This is a genomic window from Bradyrhizobium elkanii USDA 76, from assembly GCF_023278185.1.
Classification (GTDB): Bacteria; Pseudomonadota; Alphaproteobacteria; order Rhizobiales; family Xanthobacteraceae; genus Bradyrhizobium; species Bradyrhizobium elkanii.
This window is the reverse complement of record NZ_CP066356.1, coordinates 4,102,433-4,124,408: the sequence shown is the minus strand read 5'-3', so window position 1 is coordinate 4,124,408 and position 21,976 is coordinate 4,102,433. Positions and strand designations below refer to the sequence as shown.

Annotated in this window: 18 protein-coding genes; 6 read left to right on the top strand and 12 right to left on the bottom strand. The window is 65.1% G+C overall.

Going from position 1 to position 21,976, the window contains the following annotated elements; all coding sequences use genetic code 11:
- Nucleotides 1-33: 33 nt before the first annotated feature.
- Nucleotides 34-741, bottom strand: coding sequence for a histidine phosphatase family protein (locus JEY66_RS19950; RefSeq protein WP_018272163.1), 708 nt, complete (start codon nt 739-741; stop codon nt 34-36).
- Nucleotides 742-880: 139 nt separating this feature from the next.
- On the opposite strand from JEY66_RS19950, the gene JEY66_RS19945 reads away from it, so the two are divergent.
- Nucleotides 881-1,666, top strand: a complete 786-nt coding sequence (locus JEY66_RS19945) for an SDR family NAD(P)-dependent oxidoreductase (RefSeq protein WP_018272164.1) — start codon at nt 881-883, stop codon at nt 1,664-1,666.
- Nucleotides 1,667-2,140: 474 nt separating this feature from the next.
- A complete protein-coding gene (gene argE / locus JEY66_RS19940) occupies nt 2,141-3,310 on the top strand; it encodes an acetylornithine deacetylase (RefSeq protein ID WP_018272165.1) in 1,170 nt (389 codons plus the stop codon).
- A 112-nt stretch (nt 3,311-3,422) separates the two neighbouring features.
- Here argE and JEY66_RS19935 read toward each other — a convergent pair whose 3' ends face one another.
- From JEY66_RS19935 to JEY66_RS19925, 3 genes are all read right to left on the bottom strand, one after another.
- Complete coding sequence (locus tag JEY66_RS19935) at nt 3,423-4,337, bottom strand: DMT family transporter (protein WP_018272166.1); 915 nt, start codon at nt 4,335-4,337, stop codon at nt 3,423-3,425.
- Between the two features lie 354 nt (nt 4,338-4,691).
- Entirely contained in the window at nt 4,692-5,750 is a 1,059-nt protein-coding gene (locus tag JEY66_RS19930; protein WP_018272167.1) for a phosphotransferase family protein, read from the bottom strand.
- Nucleotides 5,751-5,940: 190 nt separating this feature from the next.
- Nucleotides 5,941-7,173, bottom strand: a complete 1,233-nt coding sequence (locus JEY66_RS19925) for an acyl-CoA dehydrogenase family protein (protein WP_018272168.1) — start codon at nt 7,171-7,173, stop codon at nt 5,941-5,943.
- A gap of 270 nt (nt 7,174-7,443) precedes the next feature.
- Between JEY66_RS19925 and JEY66_RS19920 the strand changes: the two genes are divergently transcribed.
- Nucleotides 7,444-8,133, top strand: a complete 690-nt coding sequence (locus JEY66_RS19920) for a TetR/AcrR family transcriptional regulator (protein WP_018272169.1) — start codon at nt 7,444-7,446, stop codon at nt 8,131-8,133.
- 235 nt (nt 8,134-8,368) lie between these two features.
- Here JEY66_RS19920 and JEY66_RS19915 read toward each other — a convergent pair whose 3' ends face one another.
- Nucleotides 8,369-8,764: a RidA family protein gene (locus JEY66_RS19915; protein WP_018272170.1), complete on the bottom strand. Its 396-nt coding sequence runs from the start codon at nt 8,762-8,764 to the stop codon at nt 8,369-8,371.
- A gap of 238 nt (nt 8,765-9,002) precedes the next feature.
- Nucleotides 9,003-10,229, bottom strand: coding sequence for a CaiB/BaiF CoA transferase family protein (locus JEY66_RS19910; RefSeq protein WP_018272171.1), 1,227 nt, complete (start codon nt 10,227-10,229; stop codon nt 9,003-9,005).
- A 271-nt stretch (nt 10,230-10,500) separates the two neighbouring features.
- Here JEY66_RS19910 and JEY66_RS19905 point away from each other — a divergent pair, with 271 nt between their 5' ends.
- The gene (locus tag JEY66_RS19905) at nt 10,501-10,743 is read left to right on the top strand and encodes a hypothetical protein (protein WP_018272172.1); all 243 of its coding nucleotides are present in this window, start codon (nt 10,501-10,503) and stop codon (nt 10,741-10,743) included.
- A gap of 107 nt (nt 10,744-10,850) precedes the next feature.
- Here JEY66_RS19905 and JEY66_RS19900 read toward each other — a convergent pair whose 3' ends face one another.
- The 6 genes from JEY66_RS19900 to JEY66_RS19875 form a co-directional block, all read right to left on the bottom strand.
- A complete protein-coding gene (locus tag JEY66_RS19900) occupies nt 10,851-11,738 on the bottom strand; it encodes an amidohydrolase family protein (protein WP_063709302.1) in 888 nt (295 codons plus the stop codon).
- Between the two features lie 350 nt (nt 11,739-12,088).
- On the bottom strand, nt 12,089-12,544 hold the full coding sequence (locus tag JEY66_RS19895) for a lipocalin-like domain-containing protein (protein ID WP_018272174.1): 456 nt from the start codon (nt 12,542-12,544) through the stop codon (nt 12,089-12,091).
- 260 nt (nt 12,545-12,804) lie between these two features.
- A complete protein-coding gene (locus JEY66_RS19890; RefSeq protein ID WP_018272175.1) occupies nt 12,805-15,468 on the bottom strand; it encodes a nitrate reductase in 2,664 nt (887 codons plus the stop codon).
- Nucleotides 15,469-15,484: 16 nt separating this feature from the next.
- On the bottom strand, nt 15,485-15,814 hold the full coding sequence (gene nirD, locus JEY66_RS19885) for a nitrite reductase small subunit NirD (RefSeq protein WP_018272176.1): 330 nt from the start codon (nt 15,812-15,814) through the stop codon (nt 15,485-15,487).
- Nucleotides 15,811-18,270, bottom strand: coding sequence for a nitrite reductase large subunit NirB (gene nirB / locus JEY66_RS19880; protein WP_018272177.1), 2,460 nt, complete (start codon nt 18,268-18,270; stop codon nt 15,811-15,813). Before nirB ends, nirD begins: the two co-directional genes overlap by 4 nt.
- Before the next feature lie 182 nt (nt 18,271-18,452).
- Nucleotides 18,453-18,779 carry a hypothetical protein gene (locus JEY66_RS19875; protein WP_129965108.1) on the bottom strand — a complete coding sequence of 109 codons (327 nt, stop codon included), beginning with the start codon at nt 18,777-18,779 and terminating at the stop codon, nt 18,453-18,455.
- Between the two features lie 128 nt (nt 18,780-18,907).
- Between JEY66_RS19875 and JEY66_RS19870 the strand changes: the two genes are divergently transcribed.
- Nucleotides 18,908-20,167 carry an MFS transporter gene (locus tag JEY66_RS19870; protein WP_026192906.1) on the top strand — a complete coding sequence of 420 codons (1,260 nt, stop codon included), beginning with the start codon at nt 18,908-18,910 and terminating at the stop codon, nt 20,165-20,167.
- 63 nt (nt 20,168-20,230) lie between these two features.
- Nucleotides 20,231-21,904: a bifunctional protein-serine/threonine kinase/phosphatase gene (locus tag JEY66_RS19865; RefSeq protein WP_018272179.1), complete on the top strand. Its 1,674-nt coding sequence runs from the start codon at nt 20,231-20,233 to the stop codon at nt 21,902-21,904.
- Nucleotides 21,905-21,976 lie beyond the last annotated feature (72 nt).

Below are 21,976 nucleotides of genomic sequence, written 5' to 3'. Positions count from 1 at the left end.
TTAAGCAGCGTCGCGGGGTTGCGATAGCAGCGATCACGCAAGCTTGCTCGCCGGCCTGACTTCCGGCCCGGACGGCTGATGCATCGCGGCGTGGCGCGGATCGGCAATCCACGGCTGCTGGTTCACCATCGGCAGCCGCCAGGTCGACAGACCGGCGCTTGCGATGTGATCGAGCCGCGTCACCGAGACATTGTCGATATCGAACGACAGCCCCCTGTCCGGCTGGCCGCCAAGCGCCAGACCGACCGCGGCCTTGATGACGCCGCCATGGCCGACTGCGATGATATTCCTGCCCGCTTCCGCGGCGGTGATCCGCACGATGGTGCGGCAGACGCGGGTATAGAGATCCATGTAGCTCTCGCCGCCGGGCGCGGGCTCGTTGACATCGGCGAACCAGGCCGTGCCCGGCGGACGGCTGGCGAGAAACGCCGCGCGGTTCATACCCTGCCACTGGCCGAGATGCTGCTCGGCGAAGTCGCGTTCCTGCGTCATGATTTCAGGTCTTGGAAACCCGGCAGCCCAGATCGCGTCCGCGGTCTTGTGCGTGCGTTTCAAATTGCTCGAATACCAGACCGCATCGCGCGGCAGCATCTTGGCGACCGCCTCGAACACTTGGGTGTCGCCGGTGTCGCAGTCGATATCCTCTTGCCCGTAGATGTTGCCGCCGTCGCTGCGCACCGGCGCGTGGCGAACCCACCACCACCGCGTCACCGTCACGTCAGGCTTGTCTGGATTGGACATCGGATGAGCCCTTCAATAGTGTCCCGTCTCGCTGTACGTCACGCCGCACATCGTCTCAAGTGCTTCGGACGTTTGAAATTTTGTTTGAATTCCGTCGCGCGGCAGACGCGTCGGGGATCACGTGAACAGGGAGAAAATCATGGGCCGCCTCGAAGGCAAATCCGTCATCATCACCGGCGCTGGCAGCGGCATCGGCCGCGCCGCCTCGCTGCTGTTCACCAGGGAAGGCGCCAAGCTGATCGCGGTCGATCGCGCCGAAGGCGTGAACGAGACCGCCAAGCTGGTGCGCGACGCCGGCGGCACCGTCGAGGCCGTCACCGCCGATGCCGGCTCGGAGAGCGACGTGAAGGCCTTCATCGAGAAGGCGGTTTCGAAATACGGCAAGCTCGATGCGATCTGGGCCAATGCCGGCGTCAGCGGCGGCCTCGTCCCGCTCGCCGACCAGACCGTCGAACATTGGCAGGAAGTGCTGCGCGTCAATCTGATCGGCCCGTTCCTCGCGATCAAGCATTCGATCCCTCATATGACGAAGCAAGGTTCCGGTTCGATCGTCTGCACCGCGTCCGTCGCGGGCCTGAAGTCGGGTGCCAGCGGACATCCCTACGGCGCGAGCAAGGCCGGCGTCATCAGCCTGGTGCAGACCACCGCCTACTCGCTCTCCGGCACCGGGGTGCGCATCAATGCGGTGTGTCCGGGCCTGATCGAGACCGGCATGACCAAGCCGGTGTTCGATCGCGCCAAGGAGCGCGGCACCCAGGACAAGATCGGCCAGCTCAATCCGCTCAAGCGTGCCGGCCAACCGCACGAGCTCGCCGCGATGGGATTGTTTTTGGCGAGCGATGAAGCGTCCTACGTCAACGGCCAGGCCATCCCGGTCGACGGCGGCCTGACGGCGTCGATGCCGTATACGGGCAAGCCGATCTAGCAACGCCAGTCTCCAGTGGTCATCCCGGCGGCGGCCCAGATGACTCCACATTCACGACCGTCGTCCCGGCGAAGGCCGGGACCCATAACCACAGGGTTGTGTTGTTGGAACGGGCCGTGGCCCCAGCGTCACGCAACAATCGGCATTTGTGGTAATGGGTCCCGGCCTTCGCCGGGACGACATCGAAGGTGTGGTTCGCTGCGGGTCATACATCCGCGTTCTCGCGACATGATTTACCACGCGCAGCGTCCACCGCATCTCGACCCACGTTCGTGACGACCGCGAAGCGCGCCCTCGATCGGGTGAGACGACCGGATCCGAGCAACCGTGCGCCCTAGGATGGGTCTGCAATAACCGCCGGCAACGGTCCGAATATTGCTTGGCCCCGGCAGGCCAACCAGCTGTTATACTTCGCTGGCAGGATCGCCCGCACACTCGTCATTCCTCGCACAGTCCCTCGCAAACGAACAGGCAATGCAAAATCAACGTCCCGACCGCATCCGCAAGCTCTTGGCCGACCTCGTCGCGTTCGACACCGTCAGCGACCGCAGCAACCTGCCTCTGATCGACTACATCGAGCGCTACCTCGCCTCGCTTGGCGTCGGCAGTCAGCGCATCGTCGACGAAACCGGACAGAAGTCCTCGTTGTGGGTCACGATCGGCCCCGAGGACAAGGCCGGGCTGGTGCTGTCGGGGCATACCGACGTCGTGCCGGTTGTGGGACAGGACTGGAGCCACAACCCGTTCGAGCTCGTCGAGCGCGACGGGCGGCTGTACGGCCGCGGCACCACCGACATGAAAGGCTTTGTCGCCGTCTGCCTCGCGATGGTTCCCGAGATGCTCGCGGCCGATCTGAAGACGCCGATCAATCTTGCCATCTCCTATGACGAGGAGATCGGCTGCGTCGGCGTGCGGCCGATGCTGCGCGAGGTCGCACGCAAGCCGATCAAGCCGCTTGGCTGCTTCGTCGGCGAGCCGACCCAGATGCAGGTGATCATCGGGCACAAGGGCAAGCACGGCGTGCGCGCCACGTTCCGCGGGCTCGCCCGCCACTCCTCGATCGCGCCCGACGGCGTCAACGCCATCGAATATGCCGCCGACCTGATCACCGAAATCCGCCGCCGCGCCGCGTTGCTGGCCGCGGATGCCGAACAAGTCAGCCTCTACGATGTCCCGCACTCGACCCTGCTCACCAGCATCGTGCATGGCGGCGCCGCGCTGAATATCGTGCCCGACCATTGCGCCGTGGAATTCGAGTGCCGCGGCATCGGCATCACCGAGTCGAGAGAAGTGACCGATGCGATCATCGCCTGGGCGAAGGCCGAGATCGAGCCCGCGATGCGCAAGCGGCATCCCGAATGCGGCATCGACTTCGAGGAGATCCTCGATTATCCCGCGCTCGACACCGCGGCGGACGCTGCGATCGTCACGCTCGCCAAGCAATTTGCCGGCCGCAACGATCACGCCAAGGTCGCCTTCGGCACCGAGGCCAGCCTGTTCGTCAGCATGGCGGATGTGCCCTCCGTCGTGGTCGGCCCCGGCTCGATCGCACAGGCGCATACGCCGGATGAGTTCGTCGAGATGTCGCAACTCGAGGCGTGCGGCGCATTCGTCGCACGGCTGATCGCGCATTGCGCGAAGTGATTTGCAAATGATTGCGTGGGATGGGTAGAGCGAAGCGAAACCCATTCCCTCGTATCCGCGGCGCCATGATGGGTATCGCTGCGCTCCACCCATCCTACGGATCACGGATGCATCACAACCCGTCCGGCGGCAGGCCCGGTCCGGTCGCGGCCGGACGCAGCTTGTCGCGCTTGCGCTCGCGGTAGAAGGCATAGAGGCCGGAGGCGACGATGATCGCGGCGCCGGCGAGCATTGGACCGTCGGGCTTGTGGCCGAAAGCGAGATAGCCCGTCAGCATCGCCCACGGCAGCGCGGTGTAGCGGAACGGCGCCACCGCCGAGATGTCGCCTGTGCGCAGCGACACGATGATGCACTGGTAACCGATCAGGATCAGCACTGCGGCGAATGTGAGCAGGCCGAGCGCATTGCCGGACAGCGGGCGCCAGCCGCCGAGCGGGACAAGGACGACAGCACCCGCCGTCGTCACGGTCACGGTGGTGAGCAGCGTGATGAACACGGTCGGCAAGTCCTTCGGGATGCGGCGGGTGGCGAGATCGCGCACCGCGCAAAAGCCGACCGACGCCAGCGCCAAGAGCGCAGCCTGGCTAAAGCCTTCCGCGCCCGGCCGAACGATGACGAGGACGCCGATGAAGCCGGCTGATATCGCGAGCCATCGCCGCCAGCCGACCGGCTCGCCGAACACCAGCGCCGCGCCGAGCGTGATGACCAGCGGCAACGCCTGGAAGATCGCCGAGGCGTTGGCGAGCGGGATCTGCGAGATCGCGGAGAGATAGGTCAGCGTGCCGCCGATCTCGCCAAGGACGCGCAGTCCGACCGGCCAGATCAGCAGCGCACGGAAGCTGCGCAGCGCGTCGCGGTACCAGGCGAGCGCCGCGACCAGCACCATCGCGACCAGGCCGCGGACGAGCAGGATCTCCCCGACGTTGAGCTCCGCCGACACCGCCTTGGTGATGGTGTCGTTGACCGTGAAGCTGGCCATGGCCGCAGCCATGAACAGGCTGCCGCGAAGATTCGAGGAAAGGGTCAAAATGAAGATGTCCGATCAGGACCAGGGCGGGCGTTGACCGGACTGACTTGCCAAAGCGGCAGCGCGAACTCAAGTCACAGATGGCTACAATGCGGAAACATGCCGCACTTTGCAGCGGCAGCGCGAGCCCTGAGGATCGCGTCATCGCATCAGCTTCGCCGGCGTCCTGCTCGCTCTTAGAGGCTTGGGGTGAGGGGCTGCCTCTGCAAACTCCGTGAAGGACGGACTCGCGGAGAGTCCCCCTCACCCGGATCGCATTTCGCTTCGCTGCATGCGATCCGACCTCTCCCCGCAAGCGGGGCGAGGTGAAAAGAAATGCGGCGCGAGCCCTGAGGATCGCGCCGCGTTCCTGGATCAGGTTGCGCCGGCCTTCTGCGCGTATTCCCAAGACGCCTGCGACAGCGGCACGGTGCGCTTGGCCGACTCGAGGGCCTTGGCATTCGACGCGGTGCCGTCGCGCACCCGCCCCGCGATGCCTTGCGTGATGCCCGCCAAGCGGAACAGATTGTAGGAGAAATACCAGTTCAGGTCGGGCACCGGGATGCCGGTCACGTCGCAGTAGATCTGCGCCGCCTCATCCTGGCTCGGAATGTTCAATGCCTTGAGGTCGGCATTGACGAGGCCCGGCATGGTCCACTGCATCAGCAGATAGGTGAAGTCGGCCATGGGATCACCGAGCGTCGACAATTCCCAGTCGAGCACCGCCTGCACCCGCGGCTCGGTGGCGTGGAAGATCATGTTGTCGAGGCGATAGTCGCCATGGACGATCGAGACGCGCTTCTGCTCCGGAACGGTTTTCGGCAGCCACTCGGCGAGCTTCTCGAATTCGGGAATGTGCTGGGTTTCGGAGGCGCGGTACTGCTTGGTCCAGCGGTCGACCTGCCGCGCAAAATAATTGCCGGGCTTGCCGAAGTCGCCGAGGCCGATCGCCTCGGGATTGAACAGATGAAGCTTGGCCAGCGTCTCGATCTTGCTGGCGAAGATCTTGCGGCGCGCGTCGGGCTCCTGGGTCGGCAGCGTCGGATCCCAGAACACCCGCCCCTCTTCCATCGACATGATGTAGAAGGCCGAGCCGATCACCGCGTCGTCGGTGCACAGCGCGTAGGCTTTCGCGACCGGGAAATTCTGCTTGCCGAGCGCCGCGATCACGCGGAACTCGCGATCGACCGCATGCGCCGACGGCAACAATTTACCGAATGGCTTGCGCCGCATCACATAGTTGCGGCCGGGGGTCTCAAGCTTGTAGGTCGGGTTGGACTGGCCACCCTTGAACTGCAGGACCGTGAGCGGGCCCTGATAACCCTCGACGTGTTCCCTCATCCAGGCGTCGAGACTGGCCTCGTTGATACGATGGCGCTCCTCGACTTCCCTTGTGCCGGAAAATTCCTCGTCTTTCCTGACGCCGTCCGCCACGATGACGCTCCCTCAATCATTCTTGGGGAACGCTATCATGCGTTCCCTTCGGTTCACTCCGTCACACCCTCATGGTGAGGAGCGCGGAACGCGCGTCTCGAACCATGAGGCCCCGCCTGTAGCCTGCATCCTTCGAAACGCCCTGCGGGCTCCTCAGGATGAGGTTCAGAATGGTGATCGCGCAGCAAGATCAGTGCGACGTGTTTGCATACTTCCGAAGTTCAAGTCTGGCAATGGCGCGATTGTGCACCTCGTCCGGACCGTCGGCGAGACGGAGCGTGCGGATGTGGGCATAGGCGCGGGCGAGGCCTGCGTCGTCGGAGACGCCGCCGCCACCATAGGCCTGGATCGCCTGGTCGATGATCTTCAGCGCCATGTTGGGCGCCGCGACCTTGATCATGGCGATCTCGGCCTGCGCGGTCTTGTTGCCGACCTTGTCCATCATGTCGGCGGCCTTGAGGCAGAGCAGACGGTTCATCTCGATGTCGGTGCGGGCATCGCCGATGCGCTGCTCCCAGACCGAATGCTCGATGATCTTCTTGCCGAACGCGGCGCGCGAGGCGAGCCGCTTCACCATCTTCTCCAGCGCCTCCTCGGCCTGGCCGATGGTGCGCATGCAGTGATGGATGCGGCCCGGACCGAGACGGCCCTGCGCGATCTCGAAGCCGCGGCCTTCGCCGAGCAGGATGTTTTCCTTCGGCACGCGGACGTTCTCGAGCAGCACCTGGGCGTGGCCGTGCGGCGCGTCGTCGAAGCCGAACACCGGCAGCATCTTCTCGACCTTGATGCCGGGGGTGTCGAGCGGCACCAGGATCTGCGACTGCTGCTGATGCTTGGCGGCGTTGAAGTCGGTCTTGCCCATCAGGATCGCGATCTTGCAGCGGGGATCGCCGACGCCCGACGACCACCATTTGCGGCCGTTGATGACGTAGTGATCGCCGTCCTTCTCGATGCGGGTCTCGATGTTGGTGGCGTCGGACGAAGCGACCGCCGGCTCGGTCATCAGGAAGGCGGAGCGGATCTCGCCGTCCATCAGCGGGCGCAGCCATTTGCGCTTCTGCTCCTTGGTGCCGTAGCGGATGAACACCTCCATGTTGCCGGTATCGGGGGCGGAGCAGTTGAACACTTCCGAAGCCCAGGAGATGCGACCCATCTCTTCCGACAGCAGCGCGTATTCGAGATTGGTCAATCCCGCGCCATGGAATTCATCGTCCTCATGCGAGGACGGCGGCATGAACATGTTCCAGAGGCCTTCGGCCTTCGCCTTCTTCTTCAGATCCTCGAGGATCGGGATCACCTTCCAGCGCGGGCCTTCGGCGTCCTGCTTGTCGTAGATCGGCACGGCGGGCCGAACATGCGCTTTCATGAAAGCCTGAACGCGCTCCAGCCATTCCTTCTGCTTGGGCGACATCGTGAAATCCATGGGACGCTCCTCGTTTCCTAGACTTGGGCCGCTCACTCGGGCCGTGAACTTGGGCCGCAGCCATTTGTCGACATTGTTGACCCCGCCTCCGCGGCTCGCAAGGGCGTTCGCAGAAGAGTGGCGGTGGTGTGCCAGAATGCTGCCCCGCGATCAGCGGATTGACATTTCCAGCTCTTCAAACGATAGTTTCATACAAATGTTTGAAATGCAACTCCCTGTCGTCTTCGTCATTCCCCGGCGTACCGCGGAATAACGGAAAGGCTCCCAGCCATGGCCAGCGACCAGACCCGATCCGCCATTCTCGCCGCCGCCGAGCGGCTCTATGCCGACCGCGGCTTCGGCGACGTCACGCTGCGCGACATCGTCGCGGAAGCGAACGTCAACCTCGCGGCGGTGAACTATCATTTCGGCTCCAAGGACGAATTGATCGCGGAGCTGTTCGTCACCCGCAGCATCCAGACCAACCGCGAGCGTCTCAACGAATTGCGGGCGGCGGAGGAAAAAGGCGGCGGCCGCGCCGCGATCGAGGACATCATGCGCGCCCTCGTCGGCCCCACCCTGCGCGGCTGCCTCGGGCCGGATCGCGAGGGCTCGACCGCGGCGCGCTTCATGATCCGCGCCTCGATCGAATCCGTGCCGCCGATCCGCCGCATCAAGAATCGCGAGGTCGATCACTTGCGCAAGTTTGCCGCCGCGATGCGCCGCGCGATGCCGGCGAGCAGCGACACCGAGCTCTATTGGGGCCTGCACTTCGCGCTCGCGATGGCGCACCACACCATCCGCGAGAAAGAACGCCTGCTGCGGCTGTCGGAAGGCAAATGCGACCTCGACGACGTCCACGCCATCATCGACCGCGTGGTCACGGTCTCGGTGACGGCACTCACGATGGGCGACGTGCCGAGCAGGCCGGCCGCGCGGCCGGTCGCGATGCACGGTCGGCTGACGCGCCAGGATCTGTGAAACGCGCGCGAAGAAGCCAGGCCGGATAACGCCGGCGATAGGATTGCGCTCCTCGCCCCGCTCTTGCGGGGAGAGGGTTGGGGCGAGGGGCCGATCCGCGCAGACGGTTGCAGCCGAACTCGCGGAGACTCCCCCTCACCCGGATCGCATCTCACGATGCGATCCGACCTCTCCCCGCACGCGGGGCGAGGTGACGCGAAGCCTGTTGCGCGATGCGAGACTCCGTCGGCGCGCCCTACACCATCGCGATGCAGTCGATCTCGACGTCGAACGGCCCGGTCCATTCGGGGATGCAGACGAAGATCCGCGCCAGCGGCTGGTGCGGGAAGTACCTTGCATAGACTGCGTTGAAGGTTGTGAAGTGCTTTGCCGAGGTGCAGAACACGTTGCACTTCATCACATTGTCGAGCGTGGCGCCGGCCGCCTCGAGGCATTGCTTGAGTTGCTCCATGAGCAGCTCGCTTTGCCGCTCCATCGACGCACCGGCGGCGAACTCGCCGGTCGCGGGATCGAACGGCGGCAGGCCGGAGACGAACACCATGTTGCCGGCGCGGGTGACCGGCGATGCCGGCGCTTTCCAGCGCTCGAGCCAGCTCGAGATAGGCTCGACGCGGACTACTTCCCATTTCATGATTGGCACCTTCGATGAGGGATCGATGACGCCAATCTAGCGGGCGGATGTCAATGATGCTTCGATATCAGTCGAAGTGTTATCGCGCCGGCTCCACTGTCTGACCGTCATCCTGAGGAGGCCGCGCAGCGGCCGTCTCGAAGGATCGACGGGCACCAGCCGGGCCGTTCATCCTTCGAGACGCGGCCAAGTGGCCGCTCCTCAGGATGACGGAATGGCGGCTCGAGGGCGCGCGAGCTTACAGAATCCCCTGCGCCTTCAGCCCCTCGACCTTGGCGTCGTCATAGCCGATGGTCGCCAGGACTTCCCTGGTGTCGGCCCCTAACAGCGGCGGGGCGCGGTATTCGGTGATCGGCGTGCCGGAGAAGGTCAGCGCGTTGCGGATCAGCGACAGGTTCGGTTCGAACGGATGATCGACCTTCACCCGCATGCCGCGCGACTGCACGTGCGGATCGCTGAACACCTGCTCGAAATTGTTGATCGGGCCCGACGGCACGCCGGCCTCCTCGAGCTTCTCCAGCCAGTAGGCCACCGGGTGCTTCAGGAACAGCCCGGCGAAGATCGCCATGATCTCCTTGCCGTGCACGACGCGGTCGTTGTTCTTGACGAAGCGCTTGTCGCTCGCGAGTTCGGGCTCGCCGAGCACGGCGCAGGTGCGCTGGAACTGGCCGTCATTGCCGACCACCAGCATCAGCTCACCGTCGGTGCAGCGGAACACGCCGGCCGGCATGCCGCCATTGCCCCAGGTGCCGCGGCGCGGCGGGGTCTTGCCATTGACGAGGTAGATCTGCAGCCAGTGCGACAGCGACGCGATCACGGTGTCGAACAGGCAGACGTCGATATGCTGCCCTTCCCCGTTGTTGGCGTCGCGATGGTAGAGCGCCGAGAGGATACCGATCGAGGTGTTCATGCCGGTCATGTAGTCGACGATCGAGGGGCCGACCTTCATCGGGCCTTCGCCGGGCTCGCCGTCGATATGGCCGGTGACGCTCATCAGGCCGCCCATAGCCTGCAGGATCGCGTCATAGCCGGCGCGCGGTGCGTAAGGTCCGGTCTGGCCGAAGCCGGTGACCGAGCAATAGATGATGCCGGGGTTGAGCTGCTTGATGGTCTCGTAGTCGAGGCCGTAGCGCTTGAGGTCGCCGACCTTGTAGTTCTCCATCATCACGTCGGCCGTCTTGGCAAGCTCGCGGATGATCGCCTGCCCTTCCGGCTTGGCGATGTTGACGGTGACCGACTTCTTGTTGCGGTTGGCGCAGAGATAGAACGAATTGTTGTTGTTCTGCTTGCCTTCGGGATCGGTGAGATAAGGCGGGCCGAAGGCGCGGGCGTCGTCGCCCCCGCCGGGCCGCTCGATCTTGATGACCTCGGCGCCGAGATCCGCCAGCATCTGGGCCGACAGCGGGCCTGCGAGCACCCGCGTCAGGTCGAGAATCTTGATGCCCGAGAGTGGCAGAGCCGACATGAACGTTCCTCCAAAGTCTTGCGATATCTTGATTGTGTGGCGCCGGGCCGCTGCCCGCGCGCGCTCAAGCCTGCCGATACACCATTTTGGTGTGACGAGCACTGCATTGTCGGCATGAAGCCATCCACGGGCGGCCTATGTGCGACGCACCGGCGGTATTTGGCCGGAACCGGCCGGCCCCTGCCCCGATTGCCGCCACGCGAAATTGTGAAGATGGCCGACACCGATTTGCCTCAGCGTCAGCGGTATTTGGCGCGACGAGGAGGAAAACATGCGGACGATCACGACGGTCGGGCTGCTGCTGGCGCTGCTTGCAGTCGCTATGCCGGCGGCTGACGCGCGCCATGGCCATGGCCATGGCGGCGGGCACGCGATGCACGTGGGCGGCGCCACCGGCGCCGGCGGTTTTGCCGACGACAAGCGCCACGGCAACGCCCCCTACACCAAGGCGGCCTCGGACGAAGAGGACCGCCTGCTCAACAGCAAGCTGAAGAGCATCTGCCGCGGCTGCTAAAGCGCGATGGGATCAGGCGGCGCTGGAGCGGTAACGGAGGTTCGCCTCTTTCCGGCGGGGAGAGGTGAACCGAAACCTTGGCGTGCCTGCATCGCAGCAAGCTTGGTTCACGTCCAGCGAAGCCGCGCCAGGATCGCGCGACCCATGATCCAGTCCTTGTCACTTTCGGTAAGGAACGGAAGCTCCTCAGTGAATTGCGTCACACGCTGCCGGTAGGTGGCCCGGGCGAATGAATTGGTGACATCGGTTCCCCAGTGGCAGCGCTCCGGGCCGTAGGCGTCGAACAGGCGGTGGATATGCGGGGTCACGTCACGGAATGGATATGGCTCGGTCGAAATCAGCGGTACCGACGTCAACTTCACCGACACATTCGCATATTTTGCGAGCGCCGCCGCCTGGACGATAGCTTCCGGCACCGCGTTGTTTTCCGATGAGCCAGGACGCGGGCGCAGGCCCGCGCCGACCCCCATGTGGTCGATGATGAGCGTAAGTTGCGGGTGTCGTTCGGCGATCTGGGCGAACAGCGATGTCTGGCCCGACGTGAGAAACATCACAGGCAGGCCGGCCTTCTCCGCCGCCGGCCAGAACCAGTCCGCGGTTCCGTCGGTCAGCCACACCGCTTCGCCGGGGCCGAAGTTCAACCTCACGCCCAGCACGCCGGGCTGGTCGCGCCAGGTCGCAAGCCGTGCCGCGCGGTCGGGCTTGTCGAGAGCGACACGCGCCATGATGGCGAAGCGGCCCGGGTATCGTTTGACCGCCTCTTGGGCATAGTCGATGCGCTCGCCTTCGAGCGACACTGGCGGAACGATGACGACGCGATCGACGCCAGCCTCGTCCATCAGGGGAATTATTCGCTCGATGGTGAAGGGCTCCGGAAGCTGCGGTTTGGCACCGGGGAGCCAGGGTCTTTCCGGGGTGCTCGCCGGCCACAGGTGAACCTGCGAATCGACGATCACTCGTTTTTGCTGCGCGACTGCTGTCGCGGCATGCTGCATTGACAGCGCGACACCGGTCGCGACAGTGCCGGTCAGGAAATGACGGCGTGAAGGCATGCGATGTCCTTCCTGTCTAATAGTTCTAGTCACAACATCATGGGTGCCGCTGAGCAAGCGTCGCAGCAAAATGGCTCGCAATATTGAAGATCACATCAGGAAATTGCGACCATGAAAATAGGGTTCAAAGGTCAATTTGCGCCGCACCAATCTTGAACCGCGCATGTCTCGGTTGGGCCAGGAGCCGCCCATGGCGGCCAAACCGGGCGGCGTCCGCCCTGCTCAAATGAGCTGGCGTGCTCACGGACGAGTGGACCTTCGACGTTAGGCCACAAGCAGGCTTGACGGCCAGATCACTTCGCTCGTTTCCAAATCACTTCAACTATATCTCCTGCCGGGGGATGAACGGTCAGCGTCAGTTGGTCACCCGCAATCGCGACAAAGCGCTTCTGTTCGGTGCCATTCCAGTTTGGAAAAGAACTGCCTTCCACGTGGATTGCGATGCTGCTATCTGCCTCGTTTGCCGAATACGTTCCAAAGTAAGTTATCGTGCCGTCGGCGGTTTCCTTGTATTCCTCGGGTGTGCCTTGCCGCAGGGTATTGCTTGCATATTTAGCTCGATCTGAGCGCATCACTGTGATGATGTATCGCCCACCCGCATCAAAGAACGCGACGCCCTTCGGAGCGGCCCCATAATGCTGGACCTTGGCGCCGTCACCTTTCTTTTGCTCCCATGAGAGCAGCGTCCACGTACCAACCAGTTGATCCTTTAGCGATTGCTTCTGACCAAGCGCGTCGATTGTCATCATGAGCGACCCAGACGCCGCAATAGCGCATGCGGCGAAAATTGCTCGCAAAGTCATTTGTCGATCCCAAGGAAGAATTGATCGTATCAGTTGAGCACCGCGGACGTTATCACGCTCGGGCGAGATGGGTAAGATGAGCCCCACATGTCCGCGCCGGGTCGAGACCGGAAGCACTCGAGGCATGATGAGTCCGCTTCCGGGCGGATCGCGACCCAATTGCACTGCTTGCGTTTCGCCCTGGCGCGGTCGCGACGCGCGAAGATTCAGGACGCGATCGCCTGCCGCGGCTGCGTGGTGGTGCCGATCAGCTTGCCGATTTCGGGCTTGCAGCCGCCGCAATTGGTGCCAGCCTTCAGGCAACGGCCGATCGCATCGACGCTGTCGGCGCCCTTCCTGATTTCGGCGGTGATCTGGTGCCGTCCGACGCTGAAGCAGGAGCAGACGATCGGACCGACATCCTCGCCCGCGCCGAACGGCCGTCCGGCCAGCAGCGACATCCGCGCATTGGCCGACAATTGCTGTTCGGCGAACAGCCCGGTCAGCCACGCACGCGACGGCAGCGTGTGATCGGGCGCGATGAACACGCAGCCCTCGAGCCGGCCGTCGCGCACCGCCGCGTAGCGGAAGCGGCCCGCGGCCGGATCGCGATAGGCGATCCATTCGATCTCGACACCGTCGAGGCCGAGCTGCGCCCTCGCCCAGTCGCGCCAGCTCTCCGGGCGAGTGTCGAGCGCAAGTTCCAGCCGCGTGCAATCGCCGGCCTTGCCGTAAACCCAGTAGCCGCTTGCCGGACGCCTGATCGCGTCGCGGCTCAGGATGAAGGCGTGCCATTTCGGCGCGTAAGGGACGGCCTTGACCGGCGTGTGCTTGGACTCCGGCTGGCCGGACAGCGGATCGGTCGCCGGATTGACCAGCGCGTTGACGCGTCCCTCGCCGGCGAACTCCGCGTTCCAGTGCATCGGCACGAACACGCAGCCGCGGCGCTGGTCGGCGCTGACCACGACGCGCGCGATCATCTCGCCCCAGCTGCTGGTCAGCCGCACCAATCCTTCGTTTTGCAGCCCGGCCTGCCGTGCGTCCTCGGGGTGAAACTCGGCATAGGGCTCGAACACATGCGACAATAGCCGTCCGGTTTTGCCGGTCCGGGTCATGGTGTGCCACTGATCGCGCACGCGGCCGGTGTTGAGCACCAGCGGAAAGTCGCGGCTGGTCGCGTTGCGCGCCGCGCGTGGTGCCACCGGCACGAAGCGCGCCTTGCGGTCCGGCGTGAAGAATTGCTGGCTCTCGAACATCCGCGGCGTGCCGGCCGGATGCTCCGATGTCACCGGCCACTGCACCGGCGCCAGCACCTCATAGGCGCCGTCGTCGAGCGCAGCCAGCGCCGAGATGTCGAAATCGCGCCGGCCGTCATTCTCGAATCCCGACAGTTCGGCGTGCTCGCGGAACACCTCGGCGGCCGAGGCATAGTCGAAGCCGGAATATCCCATCCGGGCGGCGACGTCGCAGATGATGCGCCAGTCGGCGCGCGCCTCGCCCGGAGCTGCCAGGAACGGCCGCTGCCGCGAGATCCGGCGCTCGGAATTGGTGACGGTGCCGTCCTTCTCGCCCCACGCCAGTGCCGGCAGCAGCACGTCGGCATGGCGCGTGGTGTCGGTGTCGCGCATGCAATCCGTCACCACGACGAGCTCGCAGGCGTCGAGCGCGGCGCGCGCGCGATCGGCATCCGGCAGGCTCACCACCGGATTGGTCGAGATGATCCACACCGCCTTGATGCGGCCGTCGGCGATCGCGTCGAACATGTCGACCGCTTTCAGCCCGGCCTTCTCCGCGATCACGGGCGCGCGCCAAAACCGCTGCACCAACGCGCGGTGCGCGGGATTGTCGATCTCCATATGCGCGGCGAGCTGGTTGGCGAGCCCGCCGACCTCGCGGCCGCCCATCGCGTTGGGCTGGCCGGTCAGCGAGAACGGCCCCATGCCGGGACGGCCGATGCGCCCGGTCAACAGATGGCAATTGATGATGGCGTTGACCTTGTCGACGCCGCTCGACGACTGGTTGATGCCTTGCGAGTACAGCGTGACGACGCGCTCGGTCCGCGTGAACCAGTCGAAGAACAGCCCGACCGCACCTTCGGTCAGCCCGCAAGTCGCCGCGGTCTGCGCCACGGTCTGGCCGCCGACCTGTTTCAGCGCGTCGACGACACCCGTCGTGCAATTGCCGACAAAGCCGCGGTCGACCGCGTTGCTGCCGGCAAGGAAGGCGAACAGGCCGTTGAACAGTACGGAGTCGCTGCCCGAGCGCAGCGGCAGATGCAAATCGGCGCCCTCGCAGGTCGCGGTGCGGCGCGGATCGATCACCACGATCTTGCACGCCGGATTCTTCTCCTTCGCCGCCAGCATGCGCTGGTGCAGGATTGGATGGCACCAGGCGGCGTTGGAGCCGACCAGCACGAGAAGCTCCGCTTGCTCGAGATCCTCGTAGCAGCCCGGCACGGTGTCGCTGCCGAACGCGCGCTTGTGCCCGGCGACGCTGGAGGCCATACACAGCCGCGAATTGGTGTCGATATTGGCGGTGCCGACGAAACCCTTGGCGAGCTTGTTGATGACGTAATAGTCCTCGGTCAGGAGTTGGCCGGAGACATAGAACGCGACCGCATCGGGCCCGTACTCCCTGATGATCCTGTTAAAGCCATCGGCGACGCGATCAAGCGCGTCGTCCCACGCCGCCGGCGCGCCGTCCATCATCGGCTCGAGCAGACGCCCGTCGAGATCGATGGTCTCGGCAAGCGCCGAGCCCTTGCTGCAAAGCCGACCGAAATTGGCCGGGTGCTGCTTGTCGCCCTCGACGGTGACGGCACCCGCCGCGTCCTTCGACGCGATGACGCCACAGCCGACACCGCAATAGGGACACGTGGTCTTGACGGACATTGCCTGACCTGACCGCTCAGCTCACCGCAACCGCCTGCCGCACCGACAGCCAGACAACGCCGTTCTCGACCTTGGCCGGATGGGTATGGGTGCAACCTTCGTCGGGCGCGACCGCCTGCCCGCTCGCCAGCTCGATGACGAAGTTATGCAGCGGACAGGTCACACGCTTGTTGTGCACGATGCCCTGCGACAGCGGCCCGCCCTTGTGCGGGCAGCGGTCGTCGAGCGCGAACACCTCGTCGCTCTCAGTCCGGAACACCGCGATGTTGCCGCCCGGCGTGCGCACCACGCGCGAGCCGAGCCGCGGAATGTCGGCCAATGCGCCGATTTCGATCCACTGGGTCATGCGAGCTCCAATTCGGCGAGAGGCGCGAACTCGTTGCGGTCGACGCCGCGGCTGGCGCGCTCGGCCCACGGATCGGTCTGCGCGAACTGCTGCGAATGGGCAAAGCGGGCGAACAGCGCCTTGCGATTCGCAACGTCGTCGACCACCCGCTTCCTGATCTGCTCGAGACCGACGCGGTCGCACCATTTGTACATACGCTCGAGATACCAGCCCTCCTCACGATAGAGCTGGGTCAGCGCCACGATCACCTCGAGGCATTCGTCTTCGGTCTCGACCTTGGTCAGGAACTCGGTGCCCTTGATGTGCAGGCCGGCGGCGCCAGCGAAATGGATCTCGTAACCGGAATCGACGCAGACCACGCCGACGTCCTTGCAGGTCGCTTCCGCGCAGTTGCGCGGGCAGCCGGAGACGCCGAGCTTGACCTTGGCCGGCGTCCACGAGCCCCACATGAACTTCTCGAGCTTGACGCCGAGGCCGGTGGAATCCTGGGTGCCGAAGCGGCACCATTCGGAGCCGACGCAGGTCTTCACCGTGCGCAGGCCCTTGGCGTAGGCGTGGCCCGACACCATGCCGGCATCGTTGAGGTCGGCCCACACCGCCGGAAGATCCTCCTTCTTGACGCCGAGCAGGTCGATGCGCTGGCCGCCGGTGACCTTCACCGTCGGGATGTTGAACTTCTCGGCGACATCGGCGATCGCGCGCAGCTCGCTCGGCGTCGTGACGCCGCCCCACATCCGCGGCACCACCGAATAGGTGCCGTCCTTCTGGATGTTGGCGTGGACGCGCTCGTTGATGAAGCGCGACTGCTGGTCGTCGCGATATTCGCCGGGCCAGGTCGCGAGCAGATAGTAATTCAGCGCCGGACGGCAGGAGTGGCAGCCGTTCAGGGTCTTCCACTCCATGAAGCGCATGACCGCGGGAATGGTCTTGAGCTGCTGCTCGACGATGACGCGGCGAACGTCGTCGTGGCTGTGATCGGTGCATTTGCACAGCGGCTTGACCTTCGGCGCCGCCGAATAGTCGCCGCCGAGCGTGAACGCCAGCACCTGCTCGACCAGGCCGGTGCAGGAGCCGCAGGACGACGATGCCTTGGTATGGGCGCGGACATCGTCGAGCGTGAACAGCTTCTTCTCGCTGATCGCCTTGACGATGGCACCCTTGCAGACGCCGTTGCAGCCGCAGATCTCGGTCTCGTCGCTCATCGCGGCAACCGAGCTCTGACCGCTGACGCCGCCATCGCCGAGATTGGCGGCGCCGAACACCAGGCGCTCGCGCATATGCGAAACGTCGGTGCCGTCGCGCAGATGCTGGAAGTACCAAGGGCCGTCGATGGTGTCGCCATAGAGCACGGCGCCGACGATCTTCTTGTCCTTCAGGATGATGCGCTTGTAGACGCCGCGGTTGGCGTCCTGCAGCACGATCTCCTCCTTGTCCGGGCCCGGCGCGAAGTCGCCGGCCGAGAACAGGTCGATGCCGGTGACCTTCAGCTTGGTCGAGGTGACCGAGCCGTCATAGGTGGCAAAACCCTTCATCGCGAGGTGGTTGGCGCAGACCTTGGCCTGGTCGAACAGCGGCGCGACGAGACCGTAGGTCTGGCGGCGGTGCTGCACGCACTCGCCGACCGCGTAGATGCGGCCGTCATAGGTCTGCATGGTGTCGGAGACGACGATGCCGCGTTCGCAGTAGAGCCCGGCCTTCTTGGCGAGCTCGAAATTCGGGCGGATGCCGACCGCCATCACCACGAGATCGGCCGGCAGCTCGGTGCCGTCGCCGAACCGTACGCCGGTGACGCGGTCCTCGCCCAGGATCGCCTGGGTCTGCGCCGGCATCTTGAACACCATGCCGCGCTCTTCCAGCGACTTGCGCAACAGGCCGCCTGCCACCGGATCGAGCTGACGCTCCATCAGCGTGTCGAGCAGATGCACGACCGTGACGTTCATGCCGCGCTTCATCAGCCCGTTGGCCGCCTCGAGGCCCAACAGGCCGCCGCCGATCACCACCGCGTTGCGATAGTCGGTCGAGGCCTTGATCATGCGATCGACGTCATAGATGTCGCGGAAGCCGATTACGCCCGGCAGGTCCTTGCCCGACAGCGGCAGCATCATCGGATTTGAGCCGGTCGCGATCAGCAGGCGGTCATAGGGCACGCGCTCGCCGGCTTCGGTGACGACCTCGCAGGTGCGACGGTCGATCATGGTGACCGTCTCCCCCTTGCGCAGCGTGATGTTGTTGTCCTCGTACCAGTCGATGGTGTTGAGCATGATGTCGTCGACGGTCTTCTCGCCGGCGAGCACCGGCGACAGCAGGATTCGATTGTAATTGCCGTAGGGCTCGGATCCGAACACGGTGATGTCGTAGAGATCGGGCGCGCGCTCCAGCAGCGCCTCGACCGTCCGGATGCCGGCCATCCCGTTGCCGATCACCACGAGCTTCTGCTTGGTCACTTTGTCGAGCATGGTCTGCCTTTCAATTCCGACGGCGCTGCGCAGCGACGCGGCGTGCGTCGTTGATAGGCACCGATAAAGGTTTGGAGTTGTAGGAAGCCCAGCCGCGGGCGCAGACCGTCTTCGATGACGACCGATGTTCCGTTATTGAGTGTTATTCAAAACGCGTGCCAACTCGCGGCGGACGAATCCGCCTACAAAATCAACAGGTTTCCGGCCGACCAAAACCCACCGGTCCGCACGCCGCGCCGACATCCGGCCGAAATTTTAGCCACGCCGATGATCTCTTGTGCATCACAGCATCGATGGCCGCGATGGCGCTCGCGAAGTCGCATTTGATGCGCGACCGCACGGGCTTGGCGCATCGCACAAAAAAACACCAGCGTGCGCGTTTGCGCGGCGGCACTTGCCGCAAGCCACGCCACGCGCGGCGGCGGAACGCTGTTCGCAATTGCGCGGCAACGTCTTGCGACTGCTCGGCAAAGCGACGCGACCTGATCGATGGCACGGTAATTGCTCACCACAGCTATTGACGGAGTGCGTCTCAACGACGAGCGCGCTCCGCATTCACCCACATTCCATTTGTCTGCGCTTGAGACGGCCGCGCTTTGTGCGGCTGCCTCCGCCGCATCAACGCGAGATGCTTGCGATGAAGCTAGCCGAGTTCAAGAAGGCAGGTCACTGGCCGACACTGCTTGCCGCGTTCCTGTACTTCGACATCAGTTTCATGGCGTGGGTCGCGCTCGGACCGCTGATCGTCTACATCGCGCGCGACATGAATCTGGCCGTGAACGAGAAGTTCACCCTGGTTGCCATTCCCGTGCTCGCCGGCGCGCTGCTGCGCGTGCCGTTGGGCATTCTCGCCGACATCATCGGCGCCAAGCGCACCGGCATCATCGCCCAGCTCGTGGTGATCGCCGCGACCGCGGCGGTGTGGCATTTCGGGCTGACCAGCAAGCTCGCGATCGAGCTGTTCGGGCTTGCGCTCGGCGTCGGCGGCGCCTCGTTTGCCGTCGCCCTGCCCCAGGCGAGCCGCTGGTATCCGCCGCAATATCAGGGCGTGGTGATGGGCATCGCCGGTGCCGGCAATATGGGCGTCGTGCTCGACACGCTGCTTGCGCCGAGCATTGCAGAGCATTGGGGCTGGCAGGCCGTGTTCGGCTGCCTCTTGATTCCGATGCTGATGGTGCTCGCCTATTACGCGTTCGCAGCCAAGGACGCGCCGGGCGAGCGCAAGAAGGTCTCGCTGCAGGCTTACGGCGCACTGCTGAAGGATTCCGACAGCCGCTGGTTCATGTTCTTCTACTTCATCACCTTCGGCGGCTTCGTCGGCCTCGCCAATGCGCTGCCGCTCTATTTCACCGTGCAGTATCATGTCTCCGGCGTCGCCGCCGGCATGCTGGTCGCGTTGATCGTCGCGTTCGGCTCGGGATTCCGTCCCGTCGGCGGCATGATCGCCGACCGCATCGGCGGCATTCGCTCGCTGTCGATCCTGTTCGGTGTCGTGGTCGCCGCCTATCTCGTCATTGCCTTCATGCCGGAGGGCCCGACCGCGCCGACGCCGGCCGGCTGGGCGTTGACCGAACTGCCGCGCATTGCCTGGATCTCGGTGCTGCTGTTCTCGATCGGCGTGCTGGCGCTCGGCATGGGCAACGGCGCGGTGTTCCAGCTGATCCCGCTGCGCTTCCGTCACGAGATCGGCCTGATGACCGGCCTTGTCGGCTGCGCCGGCGGCATCGGCGGCTTCTTCCTCGCCCAGACGCTCGGCTTCGCCAAGGGCATGACCGGCGGCTTCGGCGCCGGCTTCCTGTTCTTCGGCGGGCTGGCGTTGCTTGGCTTCATCGGACTTGCCATGGTCAAGGTACGCTGGCGCACCACCTGGGGCGCGGTATCGGGAGCGCGCGTCTGAGGACTCCGCTCCGCAACGTGACGGGGCTCGGGCGTGGCGAACGGTTCGCAACGGGATTTGGGGGTGCGCGTCGGCTTCGCCAGCGAGACCGGCAAGCGCGCCGCCAATGAGGACTATGTCGCGGCCTGCCTCGGCCAGCCGGGTGCGGTTCACCGCGACGTCGTCGCCGCGGTCGCCGACGGCGTCGGCGGCCACAAGGGCGGACGCGAGGCCGCGGAGGTCGCGGTCCGCAGCTTCATCGACGCCTATTATTCGCTGCCCGAGACGCTCGGCGTCCGCCGCCGCGCCGCGCGGGCGCTGGAAGCCGCCAACAGCTGGATCTACGGCCAGGGCCGCGTCGATGCCGCGCGCAGCGGCATGGCCTGCGCGTTCTCCTCGATCGTCCTGTCGCGGCGGCAATGCCATGTGATCCACATCGGCGACACCCGTGCCTATCGCCTGAGCGACGGCCGGCTGGAACGCCTGACGCAGGACCATATCGCCGGCCGCGGCGAGCTCGCTCACATGCTGAGCCGCGCCATCGGTTTCGAGGAATTCGCCCGCTTCGACTACACGTCCCTCGGGCTCCGGCAACATGATCGCCTGCTGATCTGCAGCGACGGGGTTCACGGCGCGCTCGGCGATTTGCGCCTCCAGCAATTGCTGGAGGAACGCACGCCGCCCGACGAGTCCGCGCGCAGCATCGTCGATGCCTCCCTCGCGGCCGGCAGCAGCGACAACACGACCGCGCTGGTGCTCGATGTCGTCGACCTGCCGCCGGCGGATCGCGACGATCTTACCCACGCGATCGCGACGCTGCCGATCCTCGATTTGCCGGAGACCGGCGATACGATCGACGATTTCAGCCTCGGCGACGTCTTGTCCGACGGACGCTACAGCCGCCTGTTCAAGGCGACCGACAAGCGCGCCGGCCGCGAGGTGGTGCTGAAATTTCCGCATCCGCGGGTCGCGAGCGAGGGCTCCTACCGCCTCGCCTTCGTGCGCGAGGCCTGGGTCGCCGCGCGCGTGCGCAGCCTCTGGATCGGCGAAATCATCGAGGTGCCGGCGGAGCGGCAGACCAGGCTCTATTCGGCGATGCCGCTCTACGAGGGCGAAACGCTGGAGCAGCGGCTTGGCCGCGCGCCACGGCTGTCGCTCACCGACGGCATCGCGATTGCAACCAAATTGGTACGCGCGGTCACCGCGCTGCACCGCGCCGGCATCATCCATCGCGACATCAAGCCCGACAACGTGATCCTGTTGAAGGATGGCGGGTTGCGCCTCGTCGACCTCGGCGTCGCGCGGGTGCCGCTCTTGGAGGACTTTCCCGCCGAGGACATTCCGGGCACCGCGAGCTACATGGCGCCCGAGCTGTTCGGCGGCCAGGCCGGCGACGAAGCCTCCGACCTGTTCGCGCTCGGCGTCACGGTCTACCGCATGTTCACCGCGAACTATCCGTTCGGCGAGATCGAGCCGTTCTCGCGGCCGCGCTTCGGCAAGCCGGCGCCGCTGTCGCGCTACCGGCCGGACCTGCCGGCCTGGCTCGACGCGGTGATCGGCAAGGCGCTCAGCGTCGACCCGGCACAACGTTTTGGCGACGCCATCGAGTTCGCACACGAACTGGAAAACGGCGCGACCTGGGCCGGCCCCGCCGTCACGACCCGCAAATCGCTGCACGACCGCGATCCCGTGACCTTCTGGAAGGTGCTGTGCGCCATCCTGGCCCTGATTGTCGTCGTGCTGCTGGCGCGGCACTAGACTAGCTCCGTCATGCCCGGCCTTGTGTCCGCCTTCGCTGGAGCTTCGGCGAGACTCGCAGTAAAGCCCGGC